A 21,361-nucleotide genomic window follows, 5' to 3' on the forward strand; every position below is an offset into this window, starting at 1 on the left:
CACACTGGGGCGATGACCGCAGACCGCCACCGCCCCGGCTACGTCCGCCGCCGCCTCGGCCGCGCTCTCCTCCAGTACGCCGTCGCCCTCGTGGTCGGCGCCGTCGTCGTCGCCGTCTGGTGGTTCACCCGCTGACCCCGGCCACCGCCAGCGTCGAGCCGGTACGCGTCTTCGTCACCCTGAGCTGCGCCGGAATCCGGGTGCGCAGTTCGGCGACGTGACTGACGATCCCGACCGCGCGACCGCCGTCTCGCAGCCCGTCCAGGATGTCCAGCACGCCGTCCAGGGTGTCCTCGTCAAGCGTGCCGAACCCCTCGTCCACGAACAGGGTTCCGATCTCGGCGCCGCCCGCCTCCGCGGTCACCACGTCGGCCAGCCCGAGCGCCAGCGCCAGCGAGGTGATGAAGCTCTCGCCGCCGGACAGCGTGGCCGGATCCCGGTCGACGCCGGTCCAGCCGTCGGCCACCCGCAACCCCAGCCCGCCGCCCGACCGGCCGCGCGCGCCGGCCGTTTTCCGCAGGTCGTGCTGGAGCTGGTAGCGCCCGCCCGACATGTGATCCAGCCGGTCGTTGGCCGCCGCCACGACCTGCCGCAGCCGCTCCCCCAGCACGAACGACGACAGGCTCATGTTCCACTGGTTGTCCCCGGAGGTGCCCGAGGCCAGCGACGCCATCCGCTCGGCCAGCCGATGCGCCGCCTCGGCCGGCTCCCACCGCTCCAGGCACCCGCGCAACTCCTCGCACAGCTCGTCGAGCCGCCGGGCCCTGGCCTGGGCCTGATCCCGCGAGGAGACCAGCGCCGCGTACTCCTCCTCGGCCCGCTCCCGCCCCGCCTCCAGCTCCGTCAGATCAGGCGCCGCCTCGCCGGCCGCCGCGACCAGCGCGGGATCGGCCAAGGTGCTCGTCACCGCCGCGTACTGCGCGTCCAGCTCCCGCAGCAGCTCCGCCTTACGCTCGCGCTCCTCGTCCGGGCGGGCCACCGCGAGCGCCTCGTCCACATCCGCGAACTCCGCCTCGGCCGCCGCCCGCTCCGCCTCCTGCCGCGCCGCATCCCGTTCCTGCGCCGCCCGCACCGCGCGCGCCGTCGCCTCAAGCGCCTCACGCAGCAGCTCGGCCTCGTCCCCCAGCCGTGACAGCCGCGCCGCCAGCGTCGGGTCGTCGCCGCGCGCACCGTCCAGCCGCGCCGCCAGCCGTCCCGCGTCGCCGCTCAGCTCTTCTTGCCGGGTACGGCAGGCCGCCACCCGAGCGGTCACCCGCCGCAACCGTTCTTCCAGCTCGGCCCGCTCCCGGTGCAACCGCTCCACCTGCCCGGCCAGCACCGCCTCCCGCCCGGCCGAGCGCCGCAACCGATCCACCTCGGCCACGGCCTCCCGCAACATCGCCACCCCGACCACCGGCTCCCCGCCCGCGGCCACCGCGCCATCGCCACCGGAGGCGCCCGAGCCGGCGCCATCAGAGGCAGTGCCTTCCGTGGCAGCGGCGTTGCCAGGTGCGGCGCCGGTAGCGGCTGCGGCGCCCGTGTCGGGTGCGGCGCCGGTACCGGCTGCGCTGTCCGTGTCGGGTGCGCTGTCCGTGTCCGGGGAGGTGTCCGGCGAGGTGTCCGTGCCGGGAGCGGCGACGGCGGGGAGGCGGTTGATGAGGCGGGCGCGTTCGGCGGCCAGCTGGGTGTGGTGGGTGCGCTGGGCGGCGATGGCCTCGCCGACCTCGCGGGCCTGCTCCGCCGCGCGTCGCTGCCGCCCTTCGATCCGCTCGACCTCGGCGGCCAGTTCCGGCTCACGCTCGGCGACCGCCCGCAGCCGGTCCACCTCTTGCCCGGCCTCCCATAGCGCCCGCTGCGCGTCCTCCACGCCCAGCCCACGGCTCTGCCCGGCGTCCATGTCCCCATCAGCCGAGATGCCCCGCCCGCTCTGGACCTCACCGGACGCGCATCCTGTGTCCGGCCGTGCCTGAGCGCCGGATGGGTGTTGCGGAGCCCAGGGGTGAGGGTGTGCCGGGCAGGCGGCTTCCGTGGCGGTGGCCAGGCGGGTCTCGAGGGTGGCGATGGTGAGTTCGGCGGCCTCCCGGCGGCTCAGGGCGGCCTCGTGGGCGGACTCGGCGGCGAGCTCGTCGTCCGGGGAGGGAGCCGTGGGGGCCGGGGCGGCGGGGTCGGGGTGGTGCGGGGAGCCGCACACCGCGCACGGCGCGCCCGAGGACAGGTCGCGGGCCAGTTCGGCGGCCATCCCGTCCAGGCGGGCCTGACGGAGGTCGAGCCAGCGTTCGCGTAGCCGCTGGGCTTCGTCCACCAGGCGCTGAAGGGCTTCGGTGGCGGTGTGGAGTTCGCCGGTCAGGGCGTCGCGGCGGCGGGCGGCCTCCAGGACGGCCAGCGCCGCGTCCCTCGCCGCGATGGCCGCGGGGACGGTGGCGGCCTCCGTACGTACCCGGGCCAGCGCTTCCTTCGCCTCGGCCAGCTTCCCGGGCAGGTCGGCGGCGGCCGCCGACAGGTCGCTCTGGCGGCGGGTCAGGGTGTCGAGCTGGGCGGCCAGCCGTACCAGCTCACGGTCGGTGTCGAGAATGTCGGACACGGCGGCCCGCACGGCCTCGGCGGCGGGAACCCGCGCGGCGTCCACCCGTGACTGGGCCAGCAGCCCTTCGGCCTGTTCGATCAGGGCGGGCAGTCCGGCGAGGCGCGCGGTCGTGCTCTCGTCGTCGGTGACCAGGGCGGTGAGCTCCTCCTCGACCCTGGCCAGGTCGCGGCGGATCACCGACAGCCTCGCCTCCTCGGTCAGCAGCTCCGACAGGCGCGCCGATTCGTCATGCCGCTCCCGCTCCAGCGCCGCCAGCCGGCCGGGCAGCTCAGGATCGTCGACCCCGGCTGCCCGTCGTCCCGGCTGCCCGTGCCGGCCGGGCAGCCGCGCCTCGACGGTGCGCCCCTCGACTGCGCGAGCCTCTGACACGCGGGCTTCCGTCGCGCGAGCCTCCGACGCGCGGGCTTCCGTCGTGCGGGCTTCTGTCGTGCGGGCTTCTGTCGTGCGGGCTTCTGTCGTGCGCGGGTCGTCGGAGGGGAGGAGGGGGCGGGCGCGGGCGATGGCGTCGGCGGCGAGCGTGCGGGTCTTGGCGGCGGCCTCCGCGCGCTGGCGGGCCGCCGTCACCAGCGGGAGCACGCGATCGGCCCGGGTCGCGTCGTCGAGCAGCGCCTGCAGGTCGGCGCGCTCTTCCGCGCGCTCGTCAAGGGTACGGCGGAGCGCGACGGCCGCCGCGTGCCGCCGCTGCCGCTCGGCCAGCGCGGTGGCCACCTCATAGGCGTTCCTGGCCCTGCGCAGCGCGGACTCCGCCCCGGCCTGCCGATCGGCGGACCCGGCCACCACCGCCCGCGCCGCCGCCAGCAGCCCACCGGCCCACGCGAGCGGATCGTCCTCAGCCGTGAGCGGCTCAACGACCGTAGGCGCTTCGACGACCGTGGACGGTTCCGCGGCAGTGGACGGCTCGACGGTCGTGGACGGTTCGACGGGCGCGGCCTGCTCGGCCAGTTCGAACAGCGCGTCCTGTTCTCCGCCGGGCACCTCGACGGGCGCAGCGGCCGGGAGCGGGAGCGGGGTCAGGTCGTCGCCCGCCGCCTCCTCGATCCGCTGGATGGCGAAGTCGACCTGCCGGCGTAGTTCTTGCTGCTCCCGCCACGCCTGCTTGCGCCGCTCGGCCAGCCACGACTCCGCCTGCGTGTAGACCTTGACGGTGAACAGCCGCTCCAGCAGCCGCCGCCGGTCGTCGCCGTCGGAGCGCAGGAAGCGCGCGAAGTCGCCCTGGGGCAGCATGGCCACCTGGCAGAACTGGTCGGCGTTCATGCCGAGCAGCCCGCCGATCAGGTCGCCGGCCTCGTCGGCCCGCGTGGTCAGCCCCGTCCAGGTGGAACCCGACCGCTCCTGGACGATGACCTTGGCCTTCTCCTCGGTGAACCCCGAGCCGCGCCGCTTGGGCCGCTGCCAGGCGGGCGAGCGTTCGACGCGCAGCAGGCGGCCCCTGATCGTCGCCTCCAGCGTCACCGACGGGCCGACGTCCGGCGGCGCGTGGTCGCAGCGCAGGCTTCTGGCGCTGTCGCGCTGGGCGTTGGCGACCTTGCCGAACAGCGCGAAGCACAACGCGTCGAGGACGGTGGTCTTGCCCGCGCCGGTGGGGCCGTGGACAAGGAAGAGACCGGCTTCGGTCAGCGCGTCGAAGGAGACCGTCTCGGTGCCCGGGAACGATCCGAACGCGGTGAGCGTCAGCAGGTGCGGCCGCATCTAGGCCATCGCCTCCTTGATCCTCGATGCCTCGATGGCCAGTCTGAGCAGGTCTTCCTCGTCGCCGGAGGCGGGCTCGCCGCGTACCTCACGGACGAAGTCGAGCGCCACCTCGGCCTCCGCGCGGCCGTTGATGGGGGCCACCGGGGTGGCCTCGGCGGCGCCGACGGGGTCGAAGGAGAGGGCGAGCGTATGCGGGAAGCGGGCGCGCAGCCGGTCCATGGCGGACTTGGGGCGGATCGCGTCGGTCAGCACGATCTGGAGCCAGTGGTCCTCGTAGGCGGCGTGGCGGGGTGAGGTCAGCAGGTCTTCGAGCTCGCCCCTGAGCCGGCCGATCGGGCGCGGGACCGGCGCGGGCACGAACTCCGGTTCCTCGCCCAGCGTCACCAGCCAACTGCCCTTGACCTGGTTGACCTCGGAGAAGGAGTAGGCCAGCGGCGAGCCGGAATAGCGGACGGTCTCCGACATGCGCTGGCGGCCGTGCAGGTGGCCGAGGGCGACGTAGTCGAGTCCGGCGAAGGCCGACAGCGGCACGTGCGCCACCCCGCCCACGCTGATGTCGCGCTCGCTGTCGCTGGCCTCTCCCCCGGTCACGAACACGTGGGCCAGGGCCACGGAGCGCGCGTGGCGGGCCGCGGAGGCGCGGATGCGCCCGGTCGCGTGGGCCAGCGCCGCGGTGTGGCTGCGCTCGGCCAGCTCCCAGGGGCCGCGCACCAGCTCGGGCTCCAGGTAGGGGATGCCGTAGAAGGCCACATCGTCGAGGACGACGGGCTCCCAGGCGAGGTCGGGGTCGGTGCGCAGGTGCACACCGGCACGATCCAGCAACGAGGCCCCGACGCCAAGGCGACGCGCCGAGTCGTGGTTGCCGCTGATCATCACAATCCGGGCACCGGCGTCGACGATCCTGCTCAACGCCTCGTCGAACAGGGCCACGGCGTCGACCGGCGGCAACGCCCGGTCGTAGACGTCACCCGCGACTGCCACCACGTCGACCCGCTCCGCCATTATGGTCTCGACCAGGTGATCGATGAAGGCCGCCTGGCCCTCCAGCAGGCTCTCGCGGTGAAAGGCGCGGCCGAGATGCCAGTCGGAGGTGTGCAGGATCCGCATGTCGCAGGAAGCTAACAGGTCTCACCGACAAATGCGGTCCCCTGCGCCACATGAGCCGGGAGTAGGGTGGAAGATCAGTGGGCAAACCAGCGCACATGGGGAGGCCGATGCGCACAGGCCGTGGCACCTTGAGTGTTGCCGCAGGTTTGGTGCTGGTGGCTTTGGCGACTGTGGGATACGCATTGCCACCGGCGTTCGATCCGCCGCCCTTGCAGGTGGATCAGGCGTTCCGTTCCCTCGCGCCGCAGCCGGCCGAGGAGGTCAGGCCCGTGGTGGCGGCGGGGCCGGTACGCACGACCGAGGTGACGATCTCCGCCGAGCGTCAGACGCTCTCAGGAACGGTCCGTTTTCCGCTCACGCCCGGCCCCCATCCGGGGATGGTGTTCGTGTCGGGCTCGGGCAACGGCTCGCGGGAGGAGTTCACCCCGCAGGCGGAGTTCCTGGCCAGGGCGGGCGTGGCGACGATCGCGTTCGACAAGCGGACGATCGGCTACACCTTCCGCGAGCGCGACTTCGGCCTGCTCGCCGACGACGCGCTGCGATGGGTGCGGTGGCTGCGTGACCAGCCGGGCGTCGACAAGTCACGGGTGGGGCTCTGGGGCGTGAGCGAGGGCGGCTGGGTGGTGCCGATCGCCGCGGCCAAGAGCCTTGACGTGGGCTTCGCCGTACTCGTGTCCTCGCCGAACGTCTCGCCGCTGCGGCAGGTCGCCTGGGCGCTGAACGAGCAGTTGCTGCGGCTGCGCGCGCCCGTGGGCGCGCGGGACCTGCTGACCCGGGCGATGGGCGGGGTCGGGTTCAACTTCCTGCGCTACGACGCGATGCCCGCGCTGCGGCAGATCAAGCAGCCGGTCCTGGCTCTGTACGGCACGACGGACCCCTCGATCCCCTTCGTGGAGTCCACGCAGGCGCTGACGAAGGCGCTGACCGAGTCGGGCAACGACCAGTACACGATCCGCTTCATGGACAAGGGCGACCACGCGCTGCGCATGTCCGGCGGGCCGTTCACCAAGGGGTACCTGGAGACGCTGGCCAACTGGCTCAAGGGCCTGCCGCACACCGCCCGGCCACAGGTGCACATGGCGGGCGCGACGCCCGTGCAGCGCTTCGAGGCCGCCGACGTGCCCGCCGCGCCGTGGTACGCGGGCGGGACGATGCTGGGGCTGACGATCTGCCTGGCCGCCGTCGGCTACGTGGCCGGTCCCGTCGCCTCCATGGTGGTACGGCTGCGCGGCCACAAACGCGCCACAGCCGAGACGAACGCCAGGCTGTGGCCCCCGATCCGGCGCCGCCTGCACCGCATGGCCTGGACGGGCCTGGCGCTGCTGATCTCGGTGGGCGGGTTCATCGGGCTGCTGGTGATGTTCTCGATCAACCAGGCGGGCGCCTGGCCCGCGGTGCTGGCCGGGTGGCTGCTGGTGCGGGCGCTGGCCGTGCTGATGCTCATCCAGGAGGTCACCGCGGTCGCCGCGGTGGTGTCGGGGCTGCGCGAGGGCTGGCAGCCGAGCCGCTGGCAGCACGTGGCGATCGCCGGGGTGGCCGGCGGGACCGGGCTGCTGCTCGTGGCGGCCGCCTACTACGGCCTGTTCTCCTTCCCCTGGTAGCCGTCCCGTTCAGTCGAGGTAGGCGGCGCTCCAGCGGTCGATCTCGGCGAAGACCTGCTTGCGGGCGGGTTCGGCCGACAGCACCAGGTCGTGTATGCCGTCGGTGATGCGCACGCAGGTGACGTGGGGGCCGATCGCGGTGGCCCAGCGGGCGATCTGCCGCGGGTCCAGGACGATGTCGGCGGAGCGGGCCTCGGGTACGAAGTCGCGTACGCGCAGCCCGTTGCTCGCGGCCAGGACCAGCACCGGGACGTCGACGTCGAGTCCCTTGTGCAGGCGGCGCTGGGCGCGGCGGATGGCGGCCAGCCAGGAGGCGTGCACGGAGAAGCCGCCGAGCGGCTTGAGCTCCAGGTCGTAGTCCCATTCGCCGCCGGACGAGCGGTGCAGGCTCTGGCCGTAGGCGGTGCTGACGCCGAGGGGCAGCGCCCGGTCGGAGTAGGACAGCGGGGTCTTGAGGAGGTCCGCGGCCAGGCGGACCGGGGCCGGCACGTTGAGGTCGAGGAACGGGCTGTTGAGCACCAGCCCCTGGGTGAGGCCGCGGCCGCGGACCCGGTCGGCCCACAGCGCGGCGACCAGGCCGCCGGTGGAGTGGGCGTTGAGCGTGAGCGAGTCGTGGTCGCGCCGGATGACGCGGACCGACTCGTCGATCTCCGGGAAGTAGTCGGTGACGCTCTTGATCAGGCCGCGGGTCTGGTGCGGGAGCAGGGACCGGCCGTACTTGCGCAGGTCGAGGGCGTAGAAGTCGACGCCCTGGGCCAGGTAGTGGTCGGCGAGGTGGTCCTGGAAGAAGTAGTCGGTGAAGCCGTGGATGTAGAGAACGGCCCGGCCGGTGGGGGCCTGCGCCCTCCTGGTCAGAAGGGTCGCGATGACCTCGCCCTCGGAGTCGGGCGGGAGCGGGAGGACAGTGCTCTCATACATGTTCATCACGATACGGCCAATCCGGCAGCCCCTCGGGCAGGTCTGTGCTCACCTTCATCGGGAACGCGGCGGGGCGTTTCTCCAGGAACGCGGTGACGCCTTCGACCGCGTCGGGGGCGCCGCCCAGCTCGGCCATGAGGCGGGAGTCTGCGGCGTGCGCCCGCCAGGGGCTGTCCGCCGACAGACCGGACCACATGAGCCTGCGGATGGCGGCGACGGAGACGGCCGAGGTGTTGTCGGCGATCTCGCGGGCCAGGGCGTGGGCGGCGGGCAGGAGGTCGCCGGCCGGGTAGAGGCGGGAGACGAGCCGCCCGCCGAGCGCCTCGGCGGCGTCGAAGATCCGGCCGGTGGCCGACCATTCCATGGCCTGGGCGATGCCGACGATCCTCGGCAGGAACCAGCTCGACGCGGCCTCGGTGACGATGCCCCGGCGGGCGAAGACGAAGCCGAAGCGGGCGGTGTCGGCGGCCAGCCGCACGTCCATGGGCAGGGTCATCGTGGCGCCCACGCCGACGGCGGGGCCGTTGACGGCGGCGATGACCGGTTTGAGGCTCGCGGCGATGCGCAGCGCGACCGTGCCGCCGCCGTCGCGCGGGTAACCGTCGATGAGCTCCCCTTTGCCGTGGCCGAAGGTCTTGCCCCCGCCGGACAGGTCGGCACCGGCGCAGAACGCCCGGCCGGCGCCGGTGACGACGACCGCGCGGACCTCATCGTCGGCGTCGCTCCTGTCGAAAGCGTCGATCAACTCACCGCGCATCGTAAAGGTGAAGGCGTTCAGGCGTTCGGGACGCTTCAATGTGACGGTGGCGACACCGTCCGTCACGGTGTAGTCGATCTCGGAGAAGGCCATGGACCGAATCTTATTCGGTTACTGATGTTCACTCTCCACTAACGTCATATTTCGCATTCCATCCGTATGCTGCCGCCCCAAAGCGGCCTACGGTGGACTGCGCGGGGAAGCGGGGATGGGTGTGTCACGGAGCAAGGTACCGGTGAGCACCGGCGCGGTCCTGGGATGGACCCTGTTGTCGGCGCTCGTGCCAGGGGCGGGCCATCTGCGGGCCGGCTGGCGTAGGACCGGCCTGGCGTTGCTCGGCTGTTACGCGGCCGGGCTCCTCGCCCTGCTCTTCGTCGCCCTGACCGCCGACGGCGACCTGTTCGGAACGGCCGTCAACTGGCTGCGGACGATCGCGATCGGCTCGCTCGTGCTCGGGCTGGCCTGGTTCGCGCTGGTCGTGCACACGTTCATCGTGCTCAGCCCCGGGCGGCTGCCGCAGAACGCGCAGATCCTCACCGGAACGCTCGCCGGGCTGCTCGCGGTGGCGGTCATCGCGCCCTTCGCGTACGCCGCCCAGACCGTCTGGACCATCCACAGCACGATCGGCAACATCTTCGCCCCCGACGAGCCCCTGGCGGACCGGCCGCAGCAGCAGGGCCGCCCGGCCGACCCGTGGGCGGGGCGCGAACGCGTCAACATCCTGCTGCTCGGCGGCGACGCCGACACCCACAGGACCGGCGTGCGCACCGACAGCATGAACCTCGCCAGCATCGACGTCGCCTCCGGCAACACCGTGCTGATGAGCCTGCCGCGCAACCTGGAGAACGTGCGCTTCCGTCCCGGCACGCCGATGGCCGAGCGTTTCCCGAACGGCTTCCGCCTCCCCGCCGACCCCGGCGGCGGCCGCAGCGACCTGCTCAACAGCGTCTGGGAGTACGCCGACGCGCACCCGGAGATCTTCGGCGGCCGCACCCACCAGGGCGCGAAGGTCCTCATGGAGACGATCGGCCACACCCTCGGGGTCAAGGTCGACTGGTACGCCCTGGTCAACATGTGGGGCTTCGCCAAGCTGATCGACGCCATCGGCGGCGTGACGATCAGCGTGGAGAAGGACGTCGTCTTCGGCAAGTACAACGAGGGCCTGGTCAAGGCCGGCACGCGCAAGCTCAACGGCGGCGACGCCATGTGGTACGCCCGCTCGCGCACCTACTCCGACGACTACACCCGGATGCGCCGCCAGCGCTGCGTCATCGCCGCCCTGCTCGACCAGGCCGACCCGGCGACGGTTCTGACCCGGTTCAACAAGATCGCGCTGGCCACCAAGGAACTCATCAGGACCGACATCCCGCGCAACATGCTCGCCCACCTGGTGCCGCTGGCCCTGAAGGTCAAGAACGCGAAGGTGTCCAGCATCCAGTTCGTCCCGCCGCTGATCAGCACCGGCTATCCCGACTGGGACAAGATCCGCCAGATCTCCACCAAGGCCATCCGCGACTCGGCGGAGCGCCGCCCGGCCGCCGCCGCGAGCGCCACGCCGTCCGGCTCCAGCACGCCGAAACCCCGCAAGACCACCTCGCTCGACCCCACGAAGAGCCTCGGCGACGGCTGCGGCGTCCTCTGACCCTCTGCTCTCCGGTACGGCCCGGGCCGTACCGGAGGCTCTGGGCTCAGGCGCGGCGGAAGGCGGCGCGCCAGCGGCGGCGTTCCCCGTCTCCGATCTCCTCGATCGCGGCGGCGAACCCGTCCTCGCCGAAGGCCGCGACCTCTGACGGGGTCAGCGGCCACGGCGGCGCGTACACGGGCCCGCCCTCGTCCCTGGCCGAGGCGATGACGAGCAGCGTGCCGCCCGGCGCCACCAGCTCCCGCACCGCGGCGATGGCCCCGAGGTGCAGGTCCTCGGGCAGCGCCTGCACCGTCATGATCTCCACGACCAGGTCGAACGCCCCGCGCCACTCCCCCGGCAGATCCAGCAGGTCGGCCGCGGAGTAGTCGACGGCCGACGCGGGGAAGCGCGTCCTGGCGCCCTTGACGGCCGACTCGGAGACGTCGAAGGCAGTGGTGGCGTAGCCGAGCCCGGCCACGTACTCGGCGTCGTCTCCCAGCCCGCACCCGACCACCATGGCCCGCCGCCCGTCCCCAGAAGACCCCTGTGACCCCTGCGACCACTCGACGAGCAGGGGGTGCGGGGTGCCGGAGTCCCAGGGCACGACGGCCTCGCCGGAGGCGGCCTCGGCGTAGAGCTTCTCGAACCAGCCGGTGGCGTCGCCGCCGGCCAGGGATTCGGCCGCCAGCCGCCGGGCGTCCTCGTCGGGGTCGCGCATGTGTCCTCCGTCGCGTGCGAGCTCCACGACGTCTATCAGATGGCCGTCCGGCCCGACCAGCTCCCGCTGTCGGTACGGACTTTTGGCGATATATCCCATCTTCCAGGCTTTCACCTGAAGGATCGGGAGCAGGGCGCAGACGTCGCGGTTGGGATGGGGACACGGCCACCTGGTGTGCCACCACTGGATCTCCGCCGCCCGGCCCGCGCGGACCAGCGCGATCACGTCGTCGTCACGAGCCTCGCGGCCGATGACCTCGGCGGTCGCCACGATCACGTTCGAGCGCAACTCGTTCCAGTAGTCGATCCACTGCTCGCGGGTGACGTCGGCGAGGCGGAAGCCGCCCCCGGTCCCGAGATCGACTCCCCTCAGGAGGCGGGTGACGAACCGTCGCGGCACTTCGGCCACCACGGGATCGCCGGCCGGTTCAGGGACGGGCCCGTCGCTCCAGCCCAGGTCGTCCATGGCCTTGCCCTCGGCGGCGGCCGGATGCGCGCGCATCCAGTCCCAGACGTTGGGCGCGATCCGCTCGGCCAGCCGGTCGTGCCGCAGCTTCCACAGGAATGCCTCATAGGCGTCGGCGGGCGTCCCCGGGGCGCGAGCCATCAGCCAGTCGAAGGCCCAGACACTGACGAGGAACCGTCGCAGAAACGCGGCGACCCGCTCCTGCCCGGCCAACTCGGCCGCGGCCAGCCAGTCGGCACGGCGGATCTCCCGGACGGCCGCGACGATCTCCGCCTGCCACGGCGTCGGCTTCAGCAGCTCGTCCGCGTACAGATCCAGGAACAGGTGCCTGCGCAACGAACCGTTCCGCAGCCGGGTCAGCTCGATGATCAGCAAGGCACGCAGCTCGTCCTCGGGCAACTGCAGCAGAAGCGGCAGCCCGATCCGCACCCGCGGCTTGCCGTACCAGTTCCTGGCGACGCCCGTCCACACGAAGGCGCTGATCCGGATCTGCGGCGTCCGGCGGAACCCGGCCGTCCGGGCCGCGTCCTTCACCACCGCGGCCAGGCGCGGCTGCTTGCGCAGCGAGAGCCGCGGGTTCTTCCACGTGAAGGTCGTCTGGCGCGCGGCCCACGCGCAGAGCCCCGTCAACGCGGCGGCCACCGGCAGCATCCAGCTTCCGCCCGCGATTCCGGCCCACCGCACGATGAGCCAGCAGGCGCCCGCGCCGACGCCCACGACCGCCCAGGGGATCCAGGGAATACTGAACAGCCAGTAGGGGATCAGCGCGGAGGGTTGCGTCCGGAGCACGATCTTGAGTAATCGCCAGTTCGACACGGCTCAGACGTCCAGGGTGTAGCGGCGTTTTTCCAGCGAGCGGGCGCCCAGGCGATCGTAGAAGCGGATGGCGCCCTCGTTCCAGATCGGCGTCTGCCACTGCACGTACGGCAGGCCCAGCTCCCGCGCCTGCTCCACCACCGCCGCCATGAGCAGCCGCCCGAGGCCGTGGCCCCGGCTGGCCTCGTTCAGGAACAGGCAGTCCATGTGCAGGTACTCCGACCCGCCCCACGTGGACACCTCGGCCGCGCACGTGGCGTAGCCGACCACCTCGCCGGAAGGCGTCTCGGCCACCAGGCAGCGCAGCCGTGGGACGGCGGCGCCGAACAGCAGTGCCGACAGCCGCTCGGCCAGGTCGGGCGGGGGTGGCGGGGCCTTCTCGTAGGCGGTGTGCTCGGTGGCCAGCTCGGCGACGCGGGGCAGGTCGGCGGGTACGGCCGGCCGTACACGAGGATTCAACGGACCTCACCCGAGATCACGTCGGCGCTCCACGCGGACACCCGTCGCCCGATGGGCCCGTCACCGTCGAGCACGTGGCGCACGAACGCCTCCCGCTCGTGCGCGAGGATCGCGGCCTCCCACACGCACGGCGCCAGCCCCGCCCGGCCCGGTCGCAGCCCGGCGGGGTCGCCCGCGGGGCCGGCGAAGATCGCGAGGTCTGACATGTGGCCCTCGATCCAGGTATGGATGATGACGTAGTCGCCGTCGCCGCCGGCGTGCAGGATCAGCACCGACAACCCCAGGGAACCGCGCAGGGCGCCGAGCGCGAGGTGCCCGCCCGCGATGTCCAGGCCGGTCTCGGCATCGATGGCGCTCCGGCCCGGCTTCTCCAGCGCGTACACCTTCACCAGGTGACCGCCGGACTCACGCACGCCCAGCGCGCGGACGGCGCGGGCGTGGTGCCCGCCGGACAGGGACAGCAGAGCGGCGGCGTCCACCGCGCCTGGCAAGGTCAACGTCTCACTCATGAGCACATCATGCCGTCCGCCCCCGACGGGAGACCACCGGCGGCGGAGCCGTGTCAGCCGCCGTATCAGGAGGGCGACGGCCCGGGATCAGGGCGGGCGGCGAAGGTTGGACCCATGAACGGGTCAGCGGGACCCGGCGAAAGCTTCGAAGGAGCACACACCATGTCCATCACCCTCACCGACCAGGAAACGCTCACCCTCCGCCTCGCCGCCTGGGGCGCCGTCTCCCTGATGTCCGCCGCGGGCGCGGCCGTCTCCTCCCACAAGGCCGCCACCCACGGCTCCCTCGCCCTGACCTCGGCGACCGGCCCGGTCGGCCACGTGCTCACCAAGGCGCCCAAGGGCGTGAAGTACGGCAAGACCGTCGCCGAACTCGCCGACCAGGTGCTCCCGGCCCTGACCACGGCCGTGAACCTGCTCAGGCGGCAGGACCCGGCCGAGGCGGACAACTTCCGCCGCACCGTCATCGTCGCCATCGAGGCCTCCGCCCGGAGCCACCAGGGCGAGCCCGGCCCCACCATGACCGAGATGGCCCGCAAGATCACCGAAGCCCTCGACGCCGCCTGACGGATGTCCGCCGAACCCACGATCCGGCGGCCTTCCCCTCTCTCCCGGCGGCTTGTACCGTTCGCCTGTGGGGCCGGGAGAGGGAGACTTCACGTCCGAACCGCACCCGCTGGCCGAAGGCGATCCGCTCCGGATCGCGGACTACCCGCTGACCGGCGTACTCGGCAGCGGCGGCCAGGGGGTGGTCTACCTGAGCCGGACCCCGCTGGGGCGGCCGGTGGCGGTCAAGACGCTGCACGCCCGCATGGCCGGCGACGGCCAGGCCCAGGAGCGCTTCCTGCGCGAGACCGAGATCGCCCGCCGCGTGGCCGCCTTCTGCACGGCGCGTGTGCTGGACGCGGGTGTCGCGGGCGGGCGACCGTACCTGGTCAGTGAGTACGTCCAGGGCCCGTCCCTGGAGCGGCTCGTGGCGCGCGACGGGCCGCGCACCGGCGGCGGCCTGGACCGGCTGGCGATCACCACCCTGATGGCGCTGCAGGCGATCCACCGGGCCGGCGTCGTGCACCGGGACTTCAAACCGGGCAACGTGATCATGGGCCGGGAGGGGCCGGTGGTCATCGACTTCGGCATCGCCCGCGCCCTCGAACACTCCACCACCACCTCCGGCCTGGTGGGCACGCCCGCCTACATGTCCCCCGAGTTACTCGGCGGCGCCGTCGCCAGTGTGGCCTCGGACGTGTTCGCCTGGGCCGCGACCATGGTGTACGCCGCCTCCGGGCACCGGGCCTTCCCCGGCTCGACCCCCGGCGCGATCCTCAACGCGATCATGACCCGCGAGCCCGACCTCGCCGGCGTACCCGGCCATCTGCGCCCGCTGCTGACCGCCTGCCTGGCCAAGGACCCCGCCTCCCGGCCCGCGGTCGCCGACCTCCTGACCGCCCTGACCCATGAACGCCCGCTGGCGGCTCCGCCGCGCGTGGCCGTGGGCCGCCGCCGCATGGTGCGGGTGCTGGCCGCGGGCGTCCTGGTCGCCGCGGTACCCGCGGTCTACGGCCTGTTCTCCACCACCCCCGGCGTGCCGTTCGGCAGCCTGGTCCGGCAGCCGGTCACGGGCCGCCAGAAGTGGGTCCTGTCGCTCGCGCTGATCCAGGTGAACGGCCGCCCGGTCGTGGTCAGCGGCGGCTACGACGGCACCATCGCCGTGGCGGACCTGGCCACCGGCGCTCCCGTGGGCGCGACGCTGAAGGGCCATGAAGGTCCGATCTGGTCGGTGGCGACGGGCCTGGTGCGCGACGCCCCCGTCGTGGTCTCCGGCGGCCTCGACGGCACGGTACGCCTGTGGGACCTGGCGACCGGCACACCGATCCACGAACCGTTCACCGGCCACCGGGGCTCGGTCGAGTCGGTGGCCGTAGGCCGGCTGAACGGCCGTCCCGTGGCCGTCTCAGGCGGTCAGGACCACACGGTACGCCGGTGGGACCTGACCGGCGGCGCGGCCATCGGCGGCCCCATCGAAGGCCATCCGACCTGGGTACTGGCCGTCGCGGCAGGACAGTCCGCCGGCCGCCCCGTCGTGGCCTCCGGCGGCTACGACGGCAGAATCCTCATCTCCGACCTGGCCACCGGCGCGAAGGTGGCCGAACGCGCGGCGGGTCACAGCGGGCCCGTGGAGTCGATGACGGTGGGACGGCTCGGCGACCGCCAGGTGGCGATCTCGGGCGGCGGCGACGGCGACCACGCGGTACGCGTCTGGGACCTGGCCACCGGGGCGCCGATCGGCAGGCCGTTCACCGGTCACCGGAGCTGGGCCCTGGGCCTGGCGGCGGGCGAGCTGGACGACGGACGCGCGGTGGTCGTGTCCGGTGGATACAGGGACGAGACCGTACGGGTGTGGGACCTGGCCACCGGGGCACCGATCGGCGGGCCCTTCCTCGGGCACCGGGGGCTGATCGAGGCGGTGACGGTCGGGGTGCTGGAGGGCCGGCGGGTGGCGGTGTCGGCGGGGGACGACGGCATGGTGCGGGTATGGAGCCTCGGCCCGCCGTACCCGCCGGGCTCCTGACGCTGAACGGCTACGCGCGCCGACGGCCCGCTTCGACGACCCACAGAACGGTCGCGCCCATGGCGGCCATGGCGGCCATGGCGGCCATGAACTGCACCACGAGCAGCCAGATCGCGACCCCGGGAGACACGTCGGCGTTCTGGGCGATCACCAACAGGGCCACGCACGCGGCGATCAGGAGATTGGCCCAGCCACCGAGACGGGTCTGGCGCCGCTTGTTCAGCCAGAAGGCCCAGGACGGCGCCCGGTCGATGATCACGCTGTGGATGCCCACTGCGGCGTTGAGCGAGGCCAGGACGAGCAGAATCCACGCGAAGGTGATCACCCACCCATTGTCACTCACCCGCCGCCCTTGGCCCGCGAGACTGCCCGAACGCGACATTGACCGGCGATCGCGCGGTTCCAGGACGCACGACGAAACCTTTCCCGGACCACATGGGCGGCGGTCGCCCGGTTTCTGGCGGGCCGGAGCTGCTCAGCGCAGTACGGCCGTCAGCAGGTCGGCGCCCAGCGCCGTCAGATCGGGGAGATTGAGGGTGTAACGGATGTATCGACCGTGCCGCCGGGAGGTGAGCAGGCCCGCCCGGCGCAGGACGGCGAGGTGGCGGGACACCTCCGGCGGTGAAAGGTCCCAGGCGTGGGCCAGCTCACCGGTGGTGTGCGGGCCGCGGGCGAGGGTGCGCAGCAGCCGCAGTCGTACCGGGTGCGCGAGTGCCTCCAGCCGGAGCGTGACGGTTTCCATCGGCACCGGTTCCGATGGACTCGCCTCGGCCACGGGGTACTGCAGCACCGGCTGCCACCCGGGCGCGTGGACCATCACCAGGTGCGGGCGGCCGAAGACACTGGGGAGGAAGGTGACCCCGGCGCCGTGGGCGGCGGTCTGCCGGTCCTGAAGCTTGTCCACGATGATGCTGCCGCCGTCCGGCGACAGGGTGACGGCGCCGGAGACCGACGCGAGAGCCGCCCCCACGCCCTGGCGCTTCAGCAGGTCGTTCTTCAGGCGCAGGTCGGCGGCGAGTCGCGCGGCGACACCCGTCCAGGCGGCGTCGAAGAAGGCCTCGGCGCACTGTTCGAGGGTGTGACGCACCCGTGCCCGCACGGCGGCCGGGTCGGCGAGCAGCCGTTCCGCGAAGGCCTCCTGAAGCGCGCCTCGGGCCTGGGCCAGGTCCAGGGCCCGCTCGCGCGCCGTCGCGTCGGCCAGCGGCGACGGCGCGGCGAAACGGACCCGGTTGCTGCCGCACGTGGTGACGAGCGCGGCGGTCACATAGGTCTCGTCGTCGATCCGGTCCACGTCGTCCAGTTCCTCGGCGAGAGTAGGCCGAGGAGCAGCGGGCACCAGGAAGTCGGCTCGTGAGGAACGCCAGAGGAACTCCGCCTCCCGCAACCGCTCGGCCAGTTCCGGCCGCAGCCCGGCCCAGACGTCCCCGGCCCAGGCGGCGAGCTGCGGGTGGTGCCCGGGTTCCGCCAGCACGTGCAGCATCGCCGTCAGCTCGGCCAGCGGCGAGGCGGCGAACCGCAGCCGCCCGGACGGCGGGCCGCCGATGTCGATCCTCAACGTCATCCCCTCATCATGGCCGGTCGCAGGGCCGGCGACCGCGCCGGTTGACGGTGTCCGTCAACCGGCGCCGCGGGCCCGGCGGCCGAACGCACTGTTGACACCATGGCAACCACCACCAAGATCCGGCCCGGTGCCCTCGTCCGCGCGTCCGGCGGTCCCCGCTATGCCGTCGCCCTGGCCGTGGACGCGCTCGGCACCGGCCTGCTGCGGCCGTTTCTGCTGCTGTACGGGGTGATGGTGCTGGGGCTGTCCGCACCGGCCACCGGCGTCGCCATGACGGCCGGCGCCGTCGTGGGCCTGGTGTGCGTGCCCGCGGTCGGCCGATGGCTGGACCGGGGCGCACGCAGCACGGTCGTGGCGGCGTCGATGCTGGTGCGGGTGCTGGGCGTGGCCCTGCTGCTGGCCACCCCGGCGGGCAACGTCTGGCTGTTCGCGACCGCGGCGCTCTTCCTCGGCATCGGCAACCAGGCGTGGCCGGCCGCCCACGCCGCCCTCGTGGCCACGATCGCCCACGGCCGCGAACGCGACGCCGCCCTCGCGGGAGGCCGCGCCCTGCGCAACGCCGGCCTGGGCGCCGGTGCGCTCCTCGCCACCGCGGGCCTGGCGGGCGGCACCACCGCGTTGCAGGCGCTGGCAGCCGTCACCGGGCTCGCCTACCTCACCGCGGCGGCCCTGGCCTGGTCGGTCCACGTGCACGCTCATCGTGCCGCCAACCCGGCCGGGGACGAGGCCAACGAGCCCGCACCCCGGATGCGCGCCCTGCTGGCCGCCAACGTGATCTACGTCTTCTGCCTCAACGTCCCCGAGATCGCGCTCCCCCTGGTCCTGGTGACGCAGATGCACGCCTCCCCGGTGTGGCCGGCGGCCATCTTCGTGGCCAACACGGTGCTGGTGATCACCCTGCAGGTTCCGGTCACCGTCCTGTTGTCCCGCTTCTCCCGGCGGACCGTGCTGGCTCTCTCCGGCGTGGTACTCGCCGCGTCCTACCTCGGCTTCCTCGCGGCCGGCTCTCTGGGACCCGGCTGGGCCGCCCCGGCCGTCGCCATGGTGTCCGTGGTCTGCACCGTCGGCGAGATCATCTACGCCGGCAGCGCCACCGCGCTCGTCACCGCCCTCGCCCCGGCCCATGTCCTGGGACGCGCCCTCGCCCGCTTCCAGCTCTCCACGGGCTTCGGCCTCGCCGCCTCCCCGGCGGTCATCACCGCTTTCGCCCCCTACGGCCCGGCCACCCTCTGGGGCAGCCTCGCCGCCGCCACACTCCTGTCCGCCACCGCCGTCGCCACCGAAAAGGATCCCAGCGGTCACCCCCGCCGGTCGCGAGCGGGCTCGTGAGCTCACCCACCGCCTCTGGTGACGGTTTGGGTAGTGGACGTGTTCACGGTGGTGGCGGGCCGCTGGTCGGCCCGAGGCGGCCCAACCGGCAGGCCACCCGCCTGTGGGGTGGGCGGAAGGTGGCTGCCACCGCTCTGGTCAGCGGGTGGGGCCCCGGCAAGACGTCCGAGCGGAGCGAGGGCCTTCAGGGGTCGAGCTTCAGCTCGACTGGCAGAGCGTGTGGAGCGAAGCGGAACGCCTTGCTTTTCAGGCGCGGAACCGGTCCTTGGCCAGGCGGTGTACGCGGGGTTCGTCGATCGTGTGGCCCAGGCCGGGCTGGGTGAACGGGACGGCGATCACGCCCGCGTTCGCGCCCACGATCGGGTCCACGATCTGGTTGTTGCGTGGCGGCTGGGTCACGTCGCAGGCCAGCGTGCACCCCGGCAGGCTCGCGACGGCGACCGTCGCCGCCCTTGCCAGGCCCGCGCCCTGGCCGCCGGTGCACTGGATGTCCCAGCCCGCCGCCGCGGCCCGGTCGTGGGCCCGGCGGGTCTCGCTCAGCGACGGGAACGCCGCGGGCCGCAGCAGCAGCACCCGTCCGGCCCGCAGGGTCAGGTAGTCGTCCAGCTCAGCGGCCGTGCTCGCCTCCACCGCCACCGCCGCCGACACCTGGTCCTGAAGGGTGGCGTGAAGGTAGGGGTCGGACACGGCGAAGGGGCGCTCAATCACTTCCAGGCCGTAGGAGTCCAGGGCGATGAGCTGTTCGGGGGTGGTGTAGCACCCGGCCCCGTCCACCGCGAGCGTCAGCGCCGGGTACGCCGCCCGCACCGCCCGCACCGGCTCGACGTCCCAGCCCGGCCTGATGTCCAGCGTCACGTGGCCGTATCCGGCGCACACCTGCTGGTTCACGCGGGAGACCAGGCTTTCCAGGGACGGGTCCGGCGTCAGCCGTACGGTCGCCATCAACGAGGTACGGCTGCCGCCCAGCGCGTGCGCCAGCGGCACGCCGCGCATTCTGGTCCAGAGGTCCCAGCAGGCCATGTCGACGGCCGGGTCGCCGCTGGGCGCGCTGTCGGGGTGTTCCCAGTCGACGCCGATGAGCCGGGCGCCGAGGGTTTCTTCCAGGTTGGTCCAGGTCTTGGCCTCGGGGGCGATCGCCTCGCCCCAGCCGGTCATGCCACCGTGGTCGGTGAGCTTGACGAGCAGGGTCTCCTGGCGTCCGCCGAACGGCAGGACAAGCCTGAAGACCTCAAGCTCCCGCACTCGCGGCATGTACCCCCCTTTTATGACGCGGTTCCCTCCAGTGTGCCCGTCTTCGCGGACTGGGCAAAACGGGGGGCCAGGATGGCGCCGAGGATGGCGAGGCCGAAGGTGAAGGCGAAACCGGCGATGTAGGTCTCGTGGGTGGCGGTGAACAGGGCGCCGGTGACGGCGACCGCGACGACGGTGAAGACGGACTCGCCGACGCCGACGGCCGCGGAGTTGTTGCCCTCCTCGCCCTGCTTGGACATCTCCAGCACCAGCACGGAGACGGTCGGGTGCAGGGCGCCGATGCCGAGCCCGGAGATGGCCATGGCGACGTAGGCGACGGCCAGCGGGACGGCGTCCACGAGCACGAGGCTGACCAGCGCGATCCCGAGAGCGATCATGAGGGCGCCGCCGCGCAGGGCGAGCATGTTGCTGATGGTGCCGCGGCCCTTGAACCAGGAGCCGGTGGACCAGCCGAGCGCGCCGACGGTCAGGACGATGCCGGCGCCGATCGGGGACAGGCCGCGCTCGTTCATGAGCATGAGCGGGATGAGCACCTGGGAGGCGGTCAGGGAGCCGAAGGCCAGGCCGCGCAGGACCGGGGCGGTCGGCAGGCCGGGTGCGGCGCGCAGGGAACCCTTGAGCAGCAGCCTGGGCAGGGCCACGGCCAGGACGACGACACCGGCGAGGAGCAGGGGCATACCGGCCAGGCCGAGGGCGCTGCCGTACTGGATGAGCGCGGCGGCGACGGCGGTCAGCGCGGCCCAGGCGAGCTTGCGCCCGAGGCCGGGGGCGGGTTCCGCGGCGCCGGAGCGGACGTCGGAGCCGGCGGTACCGCGCCACAGGAGCAGGGCGGCGGGTACGACGATCACGGCGACGCCGAGGAAGACCCAGCGCCAGTCGACCCGCTCGACGACGAGTCCGGCGATGGCCGGGCCCACCATCGACGGGACCACCCAGGCGGCGGAGAAAAGGGCGAAGACCTTGGGGTGCATGGAACCCGGGTAGACCCGGGCGACCACCACGTACAGCGACACCTGGATCAATCCGGCGCCCAGGCCCTGGACGAAGCGCCCGGCGATGAAGATCTCCATCGTGGGGGCGAATCCGGCCAGCAACAGACCGGCGACGAACGTCACGACACCGGTGCCCATGGGCTGGAGGGGGCCGCGCACGTCCGACCACCGGCCCCCGAGGACGGTGGCGATGACGCTGGCGGCGAGGGTCGCGCTGAAGGCCAGGTTGTACAGGTCCATGCCGCCGAGTTCGCGGGCGACCACGGGCATCGCGGTGGCCACGGCCATCGCCTCGAACGCGACGAGGGTGACCAGCGCGACCAGCCCGAAGCTCAGGGAGCGGTACTTCCGCGAGATCACGCTTACTGGGGCAGGTGGGGCTTCAGCAACGGTTGTCATGACAGGCAACCTACGATCATCCCAGGTCAGG

At 72.9% G+C, this 21,361-nt stretch carries 17 protein-coding genes; 6 read left to right on the plus strand and 11 right to left on the minus strand.

The genetic code is table 11. The features are described from left to right. Positions 1 to 12 precede the first annotated feature (12 nt). Entirely contained in the window at positions 13 to 135 is a 123-nt protein-coding gene (locus ACIBKY_RS15765; protein ID WP_397097357.1) for a hypothetical protein, read from the plus strand. Here the strand turns inward: ACIBKY_RS15765 and ACIBKY_RS15770 are convergent. Together ACIBKY_RS15770 and ACIBKY_RS15775 are read right to left on the minus strand one after the other, a co-directional pair. Continuing rightward, positions 125 to 4,252: an AAA family ATPase gene (locus ACIBKY_RS15770; RefSeq protein ID WP_397097358.1), complete on the minus strand. Its 4,128-nt coding sequence runs from the start codon at positions 4,250 to 4,252 to the stop codon at positions 125 to 127. The genes ACIBKY_RS15765 and ACIBKY_RS15770 overlap by 11 nt on opposite strands. Continuing rightward, positions 4,253 to 5,362: an exonuclease SbcCD subunit D gene (locus ACIBKY_RS15775; protein ID WP_397097359.1), complete on the minus strand. Its 1,110-nt coding sequence runs from the start codon at positions 5,360 to 5,362 to the stop codon at positions 4,253 to 4,255. A gap of 215 nt (positions 5,363 to 5,577) precedes the next feature. Between ACIBKY_RS15775 and ACIBKY_RS15780 the strand changes: the two genes are divergently transcribed. Further along, on the plus strand, positions 5,578 to 6,963 hold the full coding sequence (locus tag ACIBKY_RS15780; RefSeq protein ID WP_397097679.1) for an alpha/beta hydrolase family protein: 1,386 nt from the start codon (positions 5,578 to 5,580) through the stop codon (positions 6,961 to 6,963). 9 nt (positions 6,964 to 6,972) lie between these two features. On the opposite strand, the gene ACIBKY_RS15785 is transcribed toward ACIBKY_RS15780, so the two are convergent. Both ACIBKY_RS15785 and ACIBKY_RS15790 read right to left on the minus strand, forming a co-directional pair. Beyond that, on the minus strand, positions 6,973 to 7,881 hold the full coding sequence (locus ACIBKY_RS15785) for an alpha/beta hydrolase (RefSeq protein WP_397097360.1): 909 nt from the start codon (positions 7,879 to 7,881) through the stop codon (positions 6,973 to 6,975). Then, the gene (locus tag ACIBKY_RS15790; protein ID WP_397097361.1) at positions 7,874 to 8,731 is read right to left on the minus strand and encodes a crotonase/enoyl-CoA hydratase family protein; all 858 of its coding nucleotides are present in this window, start codon (positions 8,729 to 8,731) and stop codon (positions 7,874 to 7,876) included. Before ACIBKY_RS15790 ends, ACIBKY_RS15785 begins: the two co-directional genes overlap by 8 nt. Before the next feature lie 142 nt (positions 8,732 to 8,873). Between ACIBKY_RS15790 and ACIBKY_RS15795 the strand changes: the two genes are divergently transcribed. Continuing rightward, positions 8,874 to 10,280: an LCP family protein gene (locus tag ACIBKY_RS15795; RefSeq protein ID WP_397097362.1), complete on the plus strand. Its 1,407-nt coding sequence runs from the start codon at positions 8,874 to 8,876 to the stop codon at positions 10,278 to 10,280. A 46-nt stretch (positions 10,281 to 10,326) separates the two neighbouring features. On the opposite strand, the gene ACIBKY_RS15800 is transcribed toward ACIBKY_RS15795, so the two are convergent. The 3 genes from ACIBKY_RS15800 to ACIBKY_RS15810 are packed head-to-tail and all read right to left on the minus strand — an operon-like array spanning position 10,327 to position 13,229. Continuing rightward, positions 10,327 to 12,234, minus strand: a complete 1,908-nt coding sequence (locus ACIBKY_RS15800; protein WP_397097363.1) for a methyltransferase domain-containing protein — start codon at positions 12,232 to 12,234, stop codon at positions 10,327 to 10,329. Positions 12,235 to 12,264: 30 nt separating this feature from the next. Next, the gene (locus ACIBKY_RS15805; protein WP_397097364.1) at positions 12,265 to 12,720 is read right to left on the minus strand and encodes a GNAT family N-acetyltransferase; all 456 of its coding nucleotides are present in this window, start codon (positions 12,718 to 12,720) and stop codon (positions 12,265 to 12,267) included. Then, positions 12,717 to 13,229 carry a hypothetical protein gene (locus ACIBKY_RS15810; protein ID WP_397097365.1) on the minus strand — a complete coding sequence of 171 codons (513 nt, stop codon included), beginning with the start codon at positions 13,227 to 13,229 and terminating at the stop codon, positions 12,717 to 12,719. Before ACIBKY_RS15810 ends, ACIBKY_RS15805 begins: the two co-directional genes overlap by 4 nt. A 162-nt stretch (positions 13,230 to 13,391) precedes the next feature. Here ACIBKY_RS15810 and ACIBKY_RS15815 point away from each other — a divergent pair, with 162 nt between their 5' ends. Then, positions 13,392 to 13,796: a hypothetical protein gene (locus ACIBKY_RS15815; RefSeq protein ID WP_397097366.1), complete on the plus strand. Its 405-nt coding sequence runs from the start codon at positions 13,392 to 13,394 to the stop codon at positions 13,794 to 13,796. 67 nt (positions 13,797 to 13,863) lie between these two features. Beyond that, positions 13,864 to 15,798 (plus strand): serine/threonine-protein kinase, encoded by a 1,935-nt coding sequence (locus ACIBKY_RS15820; RefSeq protein WP_397097367.1) that lies wholly within the window; start codon positions 13,864 to 13,866, stop codon positions 15,796 to 15,798. 10 nt (positions 15,799 to 15,808) lie between these two features. Here ACIBKY_RS15820 and ACIBKY_RS15825 read toward each other — a convergent pair whose 3' ends face one another. Further along, on the minus strand, positions 15,809 to 16,123 hold the full coding sequence (locus tag ACIBKY_RS15825) for a hypothetical protein (protein WP_397097368.1): 315 nt from the start codon (positions 16,121 to 16,123) through the stop codon (positions 15,809 to 15,811). A gap of 150 nt (positions 16,124 to 16,273) precedes the next feature. Beyond that, positions 16,274 to 17,359 carry a DUF5937 family protein gene (locus tag ACIBKY_RS15830; RefSeq protein WP_397097369.1) on the minus strand — a complete coding sequence of 362 codons (1,086 nt, stop codon included), beginning with the start codon at positions 17,357 to 17,359 and terminating at the stop codon, positions 16,274 to 16,276. Between the two features lie 99 nt (positions 17,360 to 17,458). On the opposite strand from ACIBKY_RS15830, the gene ACIBKY_RS15835 reads away from it, so the two are divergent. After that, positions 17,459 to 18,688, plus strand: a complete 1,230-nt coding sequence (locus ACIBKY_RS15835; protein WP_397097370.1) for an MFS transporter — start codon at positions 17,459 to 17,461, stop codon at positions 18,686 to 18,688. A gap of 246 nt (positions 18,689 to 18,934) precedes the next feature. Here the strand turns inward: ACIBKY_RS15835 and ACIBKY_RS15840 are convergent, their stop codons facing one another. Together ACIBKY_RS15840 and ACIBKY_RS15845 are read right to left on the minus strand one after the other, a co-directional pair. Further along, complete coding sequence (locus tag ACIBKY_RS15840) at positions 18,935 to 19,939, minus strand: enolase C-terminal domain-like protein (protein WP_397097371.1); 1,005 nt, start codon at positions 19,937 to 19,939, stop codon at positions 18,935 to 18,937. Positions 19,940 to 19,950: 11 nt separating this feature from the next. Further along, positions 19,951 to 21,291: an MFS transporter gene (locus tag ACIBKY_RS15845; protein WP_397097372.1), complete on the minus strand. Its 1,341-nt coding sequence runs from the start codon at positions 21,289 to 21,291 to the stop codon at positions 19,951 to 19,953. Between the last annotated feature and the right edge of the window lie 70 nt (positions 21,292 to 21,361).

The organism is Nonomuraea sp. NPDC050394, assembly GCF_044459065.1.
In the GTDB taxonomy this organism is placed as follows: Bacteria; Actinomycetota; Actinomycetes; order Streptosporangiales; family Streptosporangiaceae; genus Nonomuraea.